We start from the raw sequence: 13,308 nt of genomic DNA, 5'->3' as shown, positions 1-13,308 counted from the left end.
TATGTTTAAGCAATACCTGCAAGTCACGAAACCAGGCATCATCTTTGGCAACCTGATCTCCGTAATCGGAGGGTTCCTGCTGGCCTCTAAAGGCAGCATTGATTACACCCTCTTTATTTACACGCTGGTCGGTGTGTCACTGGTGGTTGCGTCCGGTTGTGTATTTAACAACTACATCGACATGGATATCGACAAGAAGATGGAAAGGACCAAAAATCGGGTGCTGGTTAAAGGCCTGATTGCTCCTTCCGTCTCGCTGGTGTACGCCACCTTGCTGGGTATTGCTGGCTTTATGCTGCTGTGGTTTGGTGCTAACCCGCTGGCCTGCTGGCTGGGGGTGATGGGGTTCGTGGTGTATGTGGGCGTCTACAGCCTGTATATGAAACGTCACTCCGTCTACGGCACGCTGATTGGTTCTCTCTCCGGCGCGGCGCCGCCGGTGATTGGCTACTGCGCCGTCACGAACGAGTTCGACAGCGGTGCGCTCATCCTGCTGGCTATCTTTAGCTTGTGGCAGATGCCGCACTCCTACGCCATCGCGATTTTCCGCTTTAAGGATTATCAGGCGGCGAACATTCCGGTTCTGCCGGTCGTGAAAGGCATTTCGGTTGCCAAGAACCACATCACGCTCTACATCATCGCTTTTGCCGTGGCAACGCTGATGCTCTCTCTGGGCGGTTACGCCGGATATAAATATCTGGTGGTAGCAGCTGCGGTGAGCGTATGGTGGCTCGGCATGGCCCTGCGCGGTTACAAAGTGGAAGATGACAAGGTCTGGGCACGCAAGCTGTTTGTGTTCTCGATTGTCGCCATCACCTCCCTGTCCGTGATGATGTCCGTAGACTTCATGGTGCCAGATTCACAACACCTGCTGACTTACGTCTGGTAAGAAGACTGATGTAAAAACGCCGGGTTTAGCCCGGCGTTTTTTATTGGTACGGCGTAACCCCTTTCTTTAGCAGTATATTGCCGTATTTCGCGGTCTCGCCCGTCACCACGATGGCGTACGCTTTCTGTGCCCGCGCATAAAACGCATAACGGTCAATACGCGTAATCCCCTCCCCTTCCGCCTCACCAAAGAGTGCGTTGCGATAGCGCGCTTCTACCTGTATATCGAGCGTATCCCCGTCGACAGGGGCCATCATCACCAGCGGTGGCGCATAGCTGTCCAGTTCAAACAGCGGTATCACCGCGGCCAACAAATCGCTGATGAGCAGGCCATCTGCGCGGATCGTCTTTGGCCCCAGGCTGTGCGCGGGAAAGTGAGCATCTGCAAAAATAATCTCGTCACCATGACCCATTTCTGCCAGCGTTTTCAGCAGCTCGGGTGAAATCACAGGGGATATCGTTTTAAGCACAAGGTTGCTCCTCAGGATAGAAATAACGGTAACGATAGTGGACCCGATCGCGAGCAGCCTCAGCGCTGGCCGTTTCTCCGACGCCCCACCATCCGTACAAAGACGCCCCCAGCACGGTCGTATCAGCCTCTTCAAGAACCTTCACCGGGATCCCAAGCGCATTGGACTTGAGCTGATTCCACAGCATATTGCGGCTACCTCCCCCCACCAGCAGGAGTTCACGCGCCTTAAATTGCGCGATCGCCTCCAGCGCCAGGCGTTTTTCTTGCAGATGCACCGTGAGTCCTTCCAGGGCTGCGCGGTAAAAATGGGCTGGCGTGGTGGTGAGCGTAACGCCCTGCCAGCCGGCGAGTGGAGAGTCGAGCAGTTGGGTATTCATCGTGACGCCATCCGCGCCGTTCGGAATTGCCGCCGCCTGAGCCAGAATAGTGTCCCAGTCGGTACCAGGCGACCAGAACAGCGCGCGGATCCACTCCAGTACGCCAGACGCCAGATATTGCATTCCCGGATTATAGAGCCCCGTCCGGCTATCCAGTTCGCAGGTCGCGCCCGGGTATTGCCCCAGCAAAGCGGTATCAACCTGCGTGGTGCGCGCCATTAAAATCTCCCAGGTACCCGAAGAGAGAACTGGCTCATTAATTCCCGCCCCGGCGCCAAAAAGGGCAAACTGCGTGTCGTGCCCGGCGGAGATCACCGGCACACCGCAAGGCAATCCGAGCCTGGATGCAGCGTCGGGCCGCAATTCACCAATCCTTTCTCCGGGGGAAACCAGCGGCGGGAAAAGGGAATGAGGCACGCCGATCTTGCTTAAGATCGTTTCACTGAAGCGCTGCTGATGCAGATCGAACATCTGACTGGTACCGGCCATCGTGAGATCGGTCGTCATCTTTCCGGTCAGGCGATGGTTGATTAGCGAGGAGATAAAAAGCCAGGCGTGAGCACGCTGTAACAGATCGGGATGGTTGTCCTGAAGCCAGCCTAGCTTATACAACGTGTTAAAACTAAACTGCCCAACGCCGGTGATCTGCTGTAGTTCTGCCGGGGAGCATGAACGGGCAACCGCTTCCATCACCGGCACGGTTCGCGGGCACTTCCAGCTGATGATCGGGTAAAGCAGTTCTCCCCGCTCATCTACCAGTGCGCCATCCACGCCAAAGGTCGTCACACTCATTCCGCACAGTTGATGCTCGCTCAGCGCTGCGCTGATTTTCTGACAACAGACGGCAAACCGTTGCATGATGGCGTCGAGCGACCACTGGTGCCAGGCCGGATTTTCAGCGGCGCTTTCGCTTTCGTTCGCCACCGCGGCGCGCGCCACAATATTCCCTTCGGGATCCAGCGCAATGGCGCGCACGTTCGTCGCGCCACAATCGAGAACCAGAAAACATTTTTTCATCGCGGTCCCCACAGGCTGTCAGCCCGCCGGAGCAGGCTGGCAGGCCGGATTAATGTTTGTATAACGGTCCGTAATTTTCACAGGCGCGGTAATCCTGCCCTTCCGGATCCATACCGTGAGCGCCCCAGGCCGTCGGCCGATAAATCAGCGCCTCCGGTACGTTATGCATGCATACAGGGATGCGCAGCATGGACGCCAGGGTGATGAAATCAGCGCCGACGTGCCCGACGGTTAATACCCCGTGGTTAGCGCCCCAGTTCGCCATCACTGAATAGACGTCGCTGAACGGGCCTTTACCGGTCAGGCGTGGGGCAAACCAGGTGGTGGGCCAGGTTGAATCGGTGCGCTTATTCAGAATGTCATGTACGTGTTCCGGCAGCTCAACACTCCAGCCTTCCGCTATCTGTAATACCGGACCCACACCCTTGATGAGGTTTACGCGGGTCATGGTAAATGGCACGCCACCCCGGGTGAGGAAGTTTGATGAGAAACCGCCCCCGCGGAAGTATTCATGCACCGCCGGACACCAGTGGGTTGCGGCCAGGCACGCGCTGGCTTCCTGCTCAGTAATGTCCCAGTGTGGTTTCAGGGTCGGTTTCCCCTCGGCGTCTTTCTGCTCCGCTGTACCGTCCAGCGCCGCCGAGCCGGAGTTGATCAGATGAATAATGCCGTGCTCAGCCCGTCCAGTGAGCTTCTGGCCTGTAACACGCTCAACCGACTCCGGCGACCAGTAGGTGCGTACATCAGCAAAAATCTGCGCGGTGCCGGTCATCAGATGCCCAAACAGCATCGCTACCCCGTTAAGGCTGTCATTTTCCGTCGCCACTACCAACGGCTGGCGAATACCGTTCCAGTCGAAAGAGCTGTTCAGCAGCGCCTCTGCGGTATCACCATTTGGATACTGATCCGTCCAGTGGCGCTGCCCCTGGAAACCGGACGCAATGGCGTTATAGCCCAGCGATTCCTCCACGCGGCCCATCGCAGCGAGTTTAGGGTTGCCCTGCATCATGTCGCGGATGCACATCGCCATTAGCAGGCTCTCCCGCAGGATCGCGGCATTTTCCTGTTCATTGCGACGATACTGCTCTGCGTTTTTATCCTCGCCGAAACGGAAATGTGCCTTCGCCCAGCTCAGGGCCAGCTCAAGTTCTTGCTCGTCGTAAATCTTATGATCGATGCGGCGACGCAGTTCGGTCATATCCACCGCCTGCACCTTCATCCCCAGCCAGGATTCAAAGAAGTTGTGATCGACAATCGAGCCCGCGATCCCCATTGAGACACCGCCCACCGACAGATAACTTTTCCCCTTCATGCTGGCGACCGCCAGGCCCGCCCGGGCGAAGCGCAACAATTTTTCCTCAACGTCTGCCGGGATGGTCTCGTCGCCCGCATCCTGTACATCGTGGCCGTAAATGGAAAACGCCGGGATCCCTTTCTGGTTATGCGCTGCCAGCGCCGCTGCGAGGTATACCGCCCCCGGACGCTCGGTGCCATTAAAGCCCCAGATCGCTTTCGGGCGCAGCGGATCCATATCAATGGTTTCACTCCCGTAACACCAGCAGGGGGTGATGGTGATCGTCAGACCAACGTGGCACGTGCTGAACTTCTCTTCGCAAGCGGCGGATTCCGCCATTCCGGCAATGCAGCTGTCGGCAATTACGCACTCTACGGGCGTACCGCAGGGGTGGCGTAATTTTTCACTGAGTAGCGCCGCCGTGGCTTTCGCCATGTTCATGGTCTGCTCTTCCAGAGACTCGCGTACGCCCATTCGGCGGCCATCAATAACAGGTCGAATGCCAATCCGGGGTAACGCTTTTATCGTTTTCATAGCCTTTCCTCACGTTGGTTAACCTATCCGTCTCAGGGGCATAGCCGTGAAAAAGCGCCCGGGCAGCACCGTGAACGGAAAGCGGTGAAATTTGCTAACTCGAATTAGCTTAGGGTTCTCACTAAAAATGAGACAAGATAAATGTGCAGGATCTGTGAGCAGTTTCACGATGAGAGGTCAAAATTCGATCAGCGTCAGGTATTCCGATTCAGCAAAAACTAAACATATCGTTTAAATTCAATTAAATAACAAAATACCTTTGCACGACGTCACAATTTGAATACAAATTATTTGGCTAAATTATGACCCTAAAATAGCTTTTAAGGACGAAAGCTAAGTCGAGTTAGCTTAATAACTAAATCACTATGGCTTGTGATTCATTGCCTTTCCAACACAGGAATTTTGCAATGTCAGAGACTCTTATTCAGATGACGCGCATCACCAAACGCTTTCCCGGCGTGCTGGCGCTGAATCAGGTTGATTTCGATTTACGCCGCGGCGAAGTTCATGCCCTGTTAGGTGAAAACGGTGCCGGCAAATCGACGCTGATGAAAATATTATCCGGAGTTTACCAACCCGATTCCGGTGAAATTCGCTTTGAAGGGCAATCCGTATCATTCAGCGATCCGCTAAGTGCTCAGCACGCAGGTATTACGATTATCCATCAGGAATTTAATCTCTTTCCCGATTTAACCGTGGAAGAGAATATCTTTATTGGCCGTGAATTCTGCAAAAATAGTCGCTGGCAGTTAGATAAACGCGCCCAGCGACAGGCGGTTGAGAAAATACTGCACACGCTGAATTTAAAAATCGCCCCGGACGCCCGCGTCAGTGAATTAACCGTAGCCCAGCAGCAGATGGTTGAAATTGCCAAAGCGATTTCGGTCAATGCCAAAGTGCTAATCATGGATGAACCCACCGCCGCGCTGACCGAAAGTGAAATCGAGAGTTTGTTTGACGTCACGCGGATGCTCAAGGCTCAGGGCACGGGGATTGTCTACATCTCGCACCGCCTGGAAGAATTGGCGCTGATCGCCGATCGCGCGACCGTCATGCGCGACGGACAATACATCGCCACCGTAGATTATGAAACGGTTCAGATCGGCGAGCTTATCGCCATGATGGTTGGCCGCAATCTCGATAACATCTACCCAAAACGCCCGCCGCATCAGCGCAGAGAAAAAGTGCTGGAGGTGAATGGCCTGACGCGAAATGGTGTACTGCACGACATCAACTTTACCCTCTGGCGCGGTGAGATCCTCGGCCTCGCTGGCTTAATGGGCGCAGGCCGAACGGAACTGGGCCGGGCCCTGTTTGGCGCCGATGCGATCGACGCCGGTACCCTGACGCTGAACGGCACCCCCACACGGATTAAAGACGTGGCTGACGCCATTGAGAAAGGCATCAGCTATTTAACAGAAGACCGCAAAAAAGAGGGACTCGCCCTCGGCCTTTCCGTTGAGATGAACATTATGCTCGGCAATTACCCGGACTACGCCGGCGCCGCGGGTAATGTCGATGAAAAACGCTGCCGGGAGTCCAGCCAGAAACTGGTGGATGCGCTGCGAATAAAAACGCCGCATCTGGAACAGGCGGCACTGAATTTAAGCGGCGGTAATCAACAGAAGATCATTATTGCCCGCTGGGTCTGTAAAGATACCGATATTTTAATTTTTGATGAGCCAACCCGGGGAATTGATGTTGGCGCCAAGCTGGAAATTTATGAACTAATGAACCGCCTTGTCGCTAAAGGTAAATCGATCATCATGATTTCATCCGAACTGCCGGAAGTATTAGGAATGTGCGACCGCATACTTGTGATGCGCAGCGGCCACATTGCCGGCGAAATAGAGGCTGAGCACGCCACCCAGGAAAAAATCATGCAATACGCCACGCTGGAGGATTAATCATGTCCGTTACCGTTCCATCGCCGCAAAGCGGAAGTCATACGATGAAAATAAATAAAGCGCTCCTGATGCGTCTGGCGCCTCTTTTTAGCCTGGTATTGCTGGTTCTGTTTTTCAGCTTCAGCTCACCGTTCTTCTTTAATACTGAAAATATCATGACTATCGCCCTGCAAACGGCGGTGATTGGCATCATGGCCATTGGCGTAACCTTTGTGATTATTACCGCCGGGATCGACCTGTCGCTCGGATCGGTGGTGGCGTTCTCAGGGGTTGCGGTGGGCATCGCCGCCGGGTTTGGTATGCCGCTGCCGGTCTGTATTCTGGCAGGCGTGCTCGCCGGCGGGCTTTGCGGCTATGTGAACGCGTTTCTGGTCACCAAAATGACCATACCACCGTTTATTGCCACCCTCGGCTTAATGATGTCGGTACGCGGCATCAATATGGTGATGACCGATGGCCGCGCGATTTATTTTTCTGACTACCCGCAGTTCAAGTTGCTAGCGCAGGGTCGCCTGTTCGACGTCCTGCCTTACCCGGTGTTCTACCTGGTCATCGTGGCACTGATCGCCATGTGGATCCTGAAGAAAACGGTGATGGGCCGCTATATCTACGCTGTCGGCAGCAATGAAACGGCGGCACATCTTTCCGGGATTAAAGTCCAGCGAGTGAAAATTTTCGTTTACGCCTTATGCGGCCTGTTAACCGGCGTGGCCGGGGTGATCCTCGCCTCTCGTCTCAATTCAGGCCAGCCAACCGTAGGCGTGGGTTATGAGCTGGAAGCCATTGCGGCGGTAGTGATCGGCGGTACCAGTCTGATGGGCGGCGTGGGCACGATTGGCGGCACCATCATAGGCGCGTTCATTATGAGCGTGCTGAAAAACGGCCTCAATCTCATGGGCGTGTCCCAGTTCTGGCAGATGGTGGCGATGGGCGTGGTCGTCGTTGCCGCCGTCTACCTGGACACGTTACGTAAAAGAATGCGTTAGGTTCTCGATACAACAAGCCCTGCCAACCCCTACAACGGAGCAAAATAATGAAAACCAGCCATATCCTGAGCGCCCTGTCGCTCGTTGCCATCCTGTCCAGCAGCGCGCTGGCAAAAGATTTAAACCTGCCGGTAGTCAGTAAAGGTTACCAGCACGAATTCTGGCAGACGGTCAAAATGGGGACGGAAGCTGCCGCAAAAGAGTTGGGTGACAAAACCAGCTACGTTGGCCCTGCCGATGAAACGCAAATCGCCGAGCAGATCCAGTTAGTCGAAAACACCATGGCACAAAAGCCAAACGGCCTGTTGCTGGCCGCGCTTGATGCAAACGCCCTTGCCCCGCTGGTCGAAACTGCCAACAGCCGGGGGATCAAAGTGGTGACCTTCGACTCGGGCGTGAACTCCGATATCCCGGCCAGCTTTGTCGCCACCAATAACCGTAAGGCGGGCGCACAGGCTGCGGATGCGCTGGCGGAGCAGGTAGGTCAGAAGGGGAAAGTGGGTATTATCGCCCACGTAGCCGGAACGACGTCCGCCATTGAGCGCTCTGAAGGATTCAGCGAGCGAATGAAAGAGAAGTACCCGAATATTCAGGTACTGCCGGTGCAATATAGCGATGGCGACCCGCAAAAGGCGATGGATAAAACCATTGATATGGTTCAGGCCAACCCGGATATCGCCGGTATTTATGCCACCAACGAAGGATCAACCCTGGGCGTTGCGAACGCTATCGACAGCCAGAATCTGAAGGGCAAAGTGAAAGTCATCGGTTTTGACAGCACCGAAGCCATCATTAACTTCCTCAAAAACGGCGTGATTCAGGGCTTCGTGGTGCAGGACGCGTACCAGATTGGTTATCAGGGCATAAAGGCGCTGAACGCGGTAATTTCCGGACAGACGGTGGCTAAGGAAATTGATATTCCAGTGAAATATGTCAATGCGCAGAATATCAACACCCCTGAAATTGATAAACTGTTACATCCGTTTGGTAAAAAATAAGGAAGTTTATGATGAGTGACGGCTATTTCCTCGGGGTCGATGTGGGTTCAGCCAGCGTTCGTGCTGGGCTTTACTCTGCGCAAGGCGAGCGTTTGAGCTTCGCGACCCGTCCGATTTCACAGTTTCACGCCAGCAACGCGCGCGTGGAACAGTCCTCCGCGGAGATCTGGCAGCAGGTTTGCGCGGTGGTGCGGGAAGCCGTCGACTCCTCTGGGATCTCACCCGACGCCATTCGTTCGATTGGCTTCGACGCCACGTGCTCGCTGGTCGCGCTGGATGCTGAGGGTAACGGCCTGAGCGTGTCCCCCGACAGTCCGGCATCGCAGGACATCATTATGTGGATGGATCATCGTGCTCACGAAGAAACTGTTCGCATCAATGCCACACGCGATCCTGCCCTGTGCTACGTGGGCGGCGAGGTGAGTATTGAAATGGAATTGCCAAAACTGCTGTGGTTGCAGCGACATCATCCTGAAACATGGAATCAGGCCTGGCGCTTTTTCGACCTTGCCGATTTTCTGGTCTGGAAAGCGACGGGCCAGGACGCCGCCAGCCTGTGCACCCTCACCTGCAAATGGAACTACCTTGCGCATGAGGCGCAGTTCAGCGAATCGCTGCTCAGGGAGGTGGGGCTGGAGACCTTACTGACAAAAATTCCCGATACTATTCTGGACGTCGCTGAATGCGTCGGGAAACTCAGCCCACAGGCAGCGCAAGCTCTGGGGTTGCCCGAAGAGGTGGTTGTGGCAAGCGGCATGATCGATGCCCACGCGGGTGGCGTGGCGCTGACGGGCTCACACCCGGAGGGCACGCTGGCGCTCATTAGCGGAACCTCGAACTGCCATATGCTTGCCAGTCAGACGGAGATCCATACGCCCGGCGTCTGGGGGCCTTACTGGAGCGCCATGCTGCCGGGCTACTGGCTGACGGAAGGCGGGCAAAGTGCTGCCGGGGCGCTGGTCGACTGGACGTTGCGCGAGCACGGAGCCAGCGCAGACCTGTTTGCAAAAGCAGAAGCGGCGCAACGCCATCCGGTGGCGCTGCTCAACGACTGGGTAGCCGCGCTTGAACAGGAAGAAAAATATCCCACCCGCAACCTGCACATTCTGGCCGATCACCACGGCAACCGCTCGCCGCGTTCGCGTCCGGATGCGCGGGGCAGCGTGGTCGGTCTGACATTAGAAACCGGTGAACGTGCGCTGGCGAGGCTCTATCTGGCCACGCTACAGGCCATAGCCTATGGCACACGACATATTATGGATACCCTGAAACATCACGGGCACACCTTGTCGCGCATTGTCATTTGTGGAGGAGCCACCCATAACCGGCTCTGGCTGCGGGAGTATGCCGATGCCACGGGCTGCGATATTCATCTCTTAGCCGAAGAAGATGCCGTCACTCTCGGCGCGGCCATTTGCGGCGCTGTGGCGAGCGGTGCATGGGCAACGCTCACCGATGCCACCCGGGAAATGGTCAAAGCCGGCGACATCATCACCCGTCGGCCGGAAACCGCGGCTTTCCACCGGCAAAAATATGAGGCGTACCTGATGCTGTGGACCCAGCAGCAGGCGCTTAATCTCCTGATGCAGCAGGAAATGTAATGGCAGGATGCGTATGCTTTATCAGCAGTTTTTTACGTACGTTAAGGATTGAGGCGTAGCGATGGCCAAAACAGTTGAACAGATAGCGAAGGATCTGAATTTATCCGTCACCACCGTGCGGCTGGTACTGAGCGGGAAAGCCGAACAGTATCGGATCAGCGTGAAAACACAGTCCCGAATTAATGAACACGTCGAGCGCTTCGGCTATACCCTCAACCATTCGGCGCGCAGTCTTAAGCTAAACAAAACCGAGACGCTGGGACTCATCGTACCCAACATCTCGAACGTGTTCTTTGCAACGCTCGCCGAGAAACTCGAACTGCGCTGCCGCCGTTCGGGCTACCAGCTGATGATCAGCTGTACTTACAACGATGTGGATTACGAAAACAAGCTGGTCAAAGCCCTGATGGCGCGCAACGTGGACGGCTTGTTTATCGTTCCCTCGACGCTGGAAAACCAGCAGCATCATTTGCGGCAGATCCAAAAACCACTGGTGCTTCTCGACCGGGATTTTGGCTTTACTGACAACGCGCTGGTTGAGAGTCATAACGAGGCCGGGGGGGATGAACTGGCCCGCAACATGCTGGCAGAGAGAAAAACGCCGCTCTGGTTCCTTGTGGGCGATACCGCACTGCCCAGTATTACGGACCGTCTGAACGGCTACTTACAGGCCCTGAAAACAGCCGGTATTCACCATCGCGAGTGGGTCATCGAAGGGCCGGACAATACGCCGGAGGGCGGATATGCCCTGATGGATTCGCTTATCGACAGCCAGGGTGTTCCGCAGGCGTTTATCGCCTCATCGTTACCCGTTCTGGAAGGGGCAATCGAAGCCCTGCGGACGCGTACCGGCACCGTGCCCCAACACATCAATATCGGCACCTTCGATGAGCACCCCATGCTGGGGTTCCTGCCTAACAGCGTCTGGTCCATGCAGCAGGATGAAGATACCTGGGCGGAAAAAGCGTTTGAACTGATGCAGCGAGCCATCGACGGCGAAGCGGTCAACGAGACGGCGAAAGTCGATATGAAGCTGGTCAAACGTTCCCGCCAGTAAAAATAAAACTGTACCCGGAGAATAAAAAATGGAACGAGCCCGATTAGCCAGAGACATTATCGACACCTGCCTTGAGATGACCCGCATGGGGTTAAATCAGGGCACCGCCGGCAATATCAGCGTTCGCTATCGCGACGGCATGCTGATTACGCCGACCGGAATTCCCTACGAGCATCTGACCGAAGAGAGTATCGTCTATGTAGATGCACAGGGGCGACACGAAGAAGATAAACTGCCCTCCAGCGAATGGCGTTTTCATCAGGTTGTGTATCAGACCCGCCCGGATGCTAACGCCGTCGTCCATAACCATGCGGTTAACTGTACCGCCGTCTCGATACTCAACCGCCCCATTCCTGCTATTCACTATATGATTGCCGCCGCCGGGGGAAACTCCATTCCCTGCGCCCCTTACGCGACCTTCGGGACGCGCGCGCTGTCAGAGCATGTCGCGGTCGCATTACGCGATCGCAAAGCGACGCTATTACAGCACCACGGCCTGATAACCTGCGAAGAAAATCTTGAAAAGGCACTGTGGCTGGCGCAGGAGGTAGAGGTGCTGGCAAAACTCTACCTGGCCACGCTGGCGATCGTGGATCCCGTTCCGGTACTCAGTGACGATGAAATTGCCATTGTTCTTGAGAAATTCAAAAGCTACGGATTGCGCGTCGAGGCGTAATTTTTTATCCGGGGGTGCTTTTATCACACCCTCGTAATATCTCTTAAACAAACACCTATTTACCGCACTTATCACCCCGCCTAAACTATGGCCTGCTTTTTGGTAGAGGTGGTAATGAACGATTATAAAATGACGCCAGGCGAACTGCGTGCGACCTGGGGTTTAGGGACTGTTTTCTCGCTGCGGATGCTTGGCATGTTTATGGTCCTGCCCGTTCTGACCACATATGGCATGGCGTTACAGGGTGCCAGCGAAGCGCTGATTGGTCTGGCGATTGGTATCTACGGCCTGGCGCAGGCGATATTCCAGATCCCCTTTGGCCTGCTCTCCGACCGCGTAGGTCGCAAACCGCTGATTGTCGGCGGGCTGCTGGTGTTTGTACTTGGCAGCATCATCGCCGCCCTCTCCCACTCCATCTGGGGAATTATTCTTGGGCGCGCCCTGCAAGGTTCCGGGGCGATTGCCGCCGCCGTGATGGCGCTGCTGTCAGACTTAACCCGCGAGCAAAACCGCACCAAAGCCATGGCGTTTATCGGCGTCAGCTTCGGCGTCACGTTTGCCATTGCCATGGTGCTGGGGCCTGTTATCACTCATGCGCTCGGCCTGCACGCCCTGTTCTGGATGATTGCGGTGCTGGCGACCATCGGGATCGCACTCACGCTGTGGGTTGTGCCTGACAGTAAAAACCACATCCTCAACCGTGAATCCGGGATGGTGAAAGGCTGCTTCAGCAAAGTCATCGCCGAGCCGCGCCTGCTTAAGCTGAACTTCGGCATTATGTGCCTGCACATTCTGCTGATGTCCACCTTCGTCGCCCTGCCCGGTCAACTTGCCGCAGCAGGTTTCCCGGCGGCAGAGCACTGGAAAATTTATCTGGTCACAATGCTGATCTCGTTTGTCTCCGTTGTGCCCTTCATTATTTACGCCGAAGTGAAGCGCAAAATGAAACGCGTCTTCGTGGGCTGCGTGGCGTTATTGCTGATTGCCGAGATTGTGCTGTGGGGCGCTGGCCCGCATTTCTGGGAACTGATCGCCGGCGTACAGCTGTTCTTCCTGGCGTTTAATCTGATGGAAGCCCTGCTGCCGTCGCTTATCAGCAAAGAGTCTCCGGCAGGATACAAAGGCACCGCGATGGGCATTTACTCCACCAGCCAGTTTCTCGGCGTGGCGATCGGCGGGTCGCTCGGCGGCTGGGTGGACGGTCTGTTTGACTCCCAGACCGTTTTCCTCGCCGGTGCGCTGCTGGCGATGCTCTGGCTGTTTGTTGCCAGCACCATGAAAGAGCCGCGCTATGTAAGTAGCCTGCGGGTAGAAATTCCCGATGACGTGGCAATCGGTGACGCGTTAAAACAGCGTCTGGAAGCGACAGAGGGCGTGAGCGAAGTGCTGATTGTCCCGGAAGAGCGCAGTGCGTATGTCAAAATTGACAGCAAAGTGACTAACCGCTTTGAGGTGGAGCAGGCGCTGAAGGCCTGAAAAAATGCCCGGTTTAGCCGGGCAT

General features: G+C 55.5%; 11 protein-coding genes. 8 read left to right on the top strand and 3 right to left on the bottom strand.

Translation table 11 applies throughout. The annotated features are described in order from the left end of the window. Window position 1: 1 nt before the first annotated feature. Entirely contained in the window at window positions 2–889 is an 888-nt protein-coding gene (gene cyoE, locus IMQ56_RS01735; RefSeq protein WP_017383188.1) for a heme o synthase, read from the top strand. A 40-nt stretch (window positions 890–929) separates the two neighbouring features. Here cyoE and fucU read toward each other — a convergent pair whose 3' ends face one another. From fucU to fucI, 3 genes are read right to left on the bottom strand one after another with little or no spacing between them, the layout of a single operon-like run. Further along, complete coding sequence (fucU, locus tag IMQ56_RS01730) at window positions 930–1,358, bottom strand: L-fucose mutarotase (protein ID WP_047727817.1); 429 nt, start codon at window positions 1,356–1,358, stop codon at window positions 930–932. Next, window positions 1,351–2,754, bottom strand: a complete 1,404-nt coding sequence (fucK, locus tag IMQ56_RS01725) for an L-fuculokinase (RefSeq protein ID WP_045327667.1) — start codon at window positions 2,752–2,754, stop codon at window positions 1,351–1,353. Before fucK ends, fucU begins: the two co-directional genes overlap by 8 nt. A 49-nt stretch (window positions 2,755–2,803) precedes the next feature. Beyond that, a complete protein-coding gene (gene fucI / locus IMQ56_RS01720; RefSeq protein ID WP_045327588.1) occupies window positions 2,804–4,582 on the bottom strand; it encodes an L-fucose isomerase in 1,779 nt (592 codons plus the stop codon). A gap of 407 nt (window positions 4,583–4,989) precedes the next feature. Here fucI and IMQ56_RS01715 point away from each other — a divergent pair, with 407 nt between their 5' ends. The 7 genes from IMQ56_RS01715 to IMQ56_RS01685 all read left to right on the top strand — a co-directional run bounded on the left by IMQ56_RS01715 (window position 4,990) and on the right by IMQ56_RS01685 (window position 13,283). Further along, complete coding sequence (locus IMQ56_RS01715) at window positions 4,990–6,489, top strand: sugar ABC transporter ATP-binding protein (RefSeq protein WP_017383184.1); 1,500 nt, start codon at window positions 4,990–4,992, stop codon at window positions 6,487–6,489. 2 nt (window positions 6,490–6,491) lie between these two features. Next, window positions 6,492–7,475, top strand: coding sequence for an ABC transporter permease (locus IMQ56_RS01710; protein WP_017383183.1), 984 nt, complete (start codon window positions 6,492–6,494; stop codon window positions 7,473–7,475). Window positions 7,476–7,522: 47 nt separating this feature from the next. Beyond that, the gene (locus IMQ56_RS01705) at window positions 7,523–8,473 is read left to right on the top strand and encodes an ABC transporter substrate-binding protein (RefSeq protein WP_000858088.1); all 951 of its coding nucleotides are present in this window, start codon (window positions 7,523–7,525) and stop codon (window positions 8,471–8,473) included. An 11-nt stretch (window positions 8,474–8,484) separates the two neighbouring features. Beyond that, a complete protein-coding gene (locus tag IMQ56_RS01700) occupies window positions 8,485–10,074 on the top strand; it encodes an FGGY-family carbohydrate kinase (RefSeq protein ID WP_017694416.1) in 1,590 nt (529 codons plus the stop codon). A 61-nt stretch (window positions 10,075–10,135) separates the two neighbouring features. Next, window positions 10,136–11,131, top strand: coding sequence for a LacI family DNA-binding transcriptional regulator (locus tag IMQ56_RS01695; protein WP_015571284.1), 996 nt, complete (start codon window positions 10,136–10,138; stop codon window positions 11,129–11,131). A 28-nt stretch (window positions 11,132–11,159) separates the two neighbouring features. Continuing rightward, the gene (fucA, locus tag IMQ56_RS01690) at window positions 11,160–11,807 is read left to right on the top strand and encodes an L-fuculose-phosphate aldolase (RefSeq protein ID WP_017383181.1); all 648 of its coding nucleotides are present in this window, start codon (window positions 11,160–11,162) and stop codon (window positions 11,805–11,807) included. Between the two features lie 114 nt (window positions 11,808–11,921). After that, window positions 11,922–13,283 (top strand): MFS transporter, encoded by a 1,362-nt coding sequence (locus IMQ56_RS01685; RefSeq protein ID WP_032647425.1) that lies wholly within the window; start codon window positions 11,922–11,924, stop codon window positions 13,281–13,283. Window positions 13,284–13,308: the final 25 nt, after the last annotated feature.

The sequence above is a fragment of the Enterobacter sp. Res13-Sevr-PEC09-46 genome (assembly GCF_015672585.1).
Classification (GTDB): Bacteria; Pseudomonadota; Gammaproteobacteria; order Enterobacterales; family Enterobacteriaceae; genus Enterobacter; species Enterobacter hormaechei_C.
This window is presented reverse-complemented; position numbering and strand designations above follow the sequence as displayed.

Bases quoted from the DNA above. Each gene is read 5' to 3' on its own strand.
- cyoE (WP_017383188.1), top strand. From the start codon at position 2: ATGTTTAAGCAATACCTGCAAGTCACGAAACCAGGCATCATCTTTGGC.
- fucK (WP_045327667.1), bottom strand. From the start codon at position 2,754: ATGAAAAAATGTTTTCTGGTTCTCGATTGTGGCGCGACGAACGTGCGC.
- fucI (WP_045327588.1), bottom strand. From the start codon at position 4,582: ATGAAAACGATAAAAGCGTTACCCCGGATTGGCATTCGACCTGTTATT.
- IMQ56_RS01715 (WP_017383184.1), top strand. From the start codon at position 4,990: ATGTCAGAGACTCTTATTCAGATGACGCGCATCACCAAACGCTTTCCC.
- IMQ56_RS01710 (WP_017383183.1), top strand. From the start codon at position 6,492: ATGTCCGTTACCGTTCCATCGCCGCAAAGCGGAAGTCATACGATGAAA.
- IMQ56_RS01705 (WP_000858088.1), top strand. From the start codon at position 7,523: ATGAAAACCAGCCATATCCTGAGCGCCCTGTCGCTCGTTGCCATCCTG.
- IMQ56_RS01700 (WP_017694416.1), top strand. From the start codon at position 8,485: ATGAGTGACGGCTATTTCCTCGGGGTCGATGTGGGTTCAGCCAGCGTT.
- IMQ56_RS01695 (WP_015571284.1), top strand. From the start codon at position 10,136: ATGGCCAAAACAGTTGAACAGATAGCGAAGGATCTGAATTTATCCGTC.
- fucA (WP_017383181.1), top strand. From the start codon at position 11,160: ATGGAACGAGCCCGATTAGCCAGAGACATTATCGACACCTGCCTTGAG.
- IMQ56_RS01685 (WP_032647425.1), top strand. From the start codon at position 11,922: ATGAACGATTATAAAATGACGCCAGGCGAACTGCGTGCGACCTGGGGT.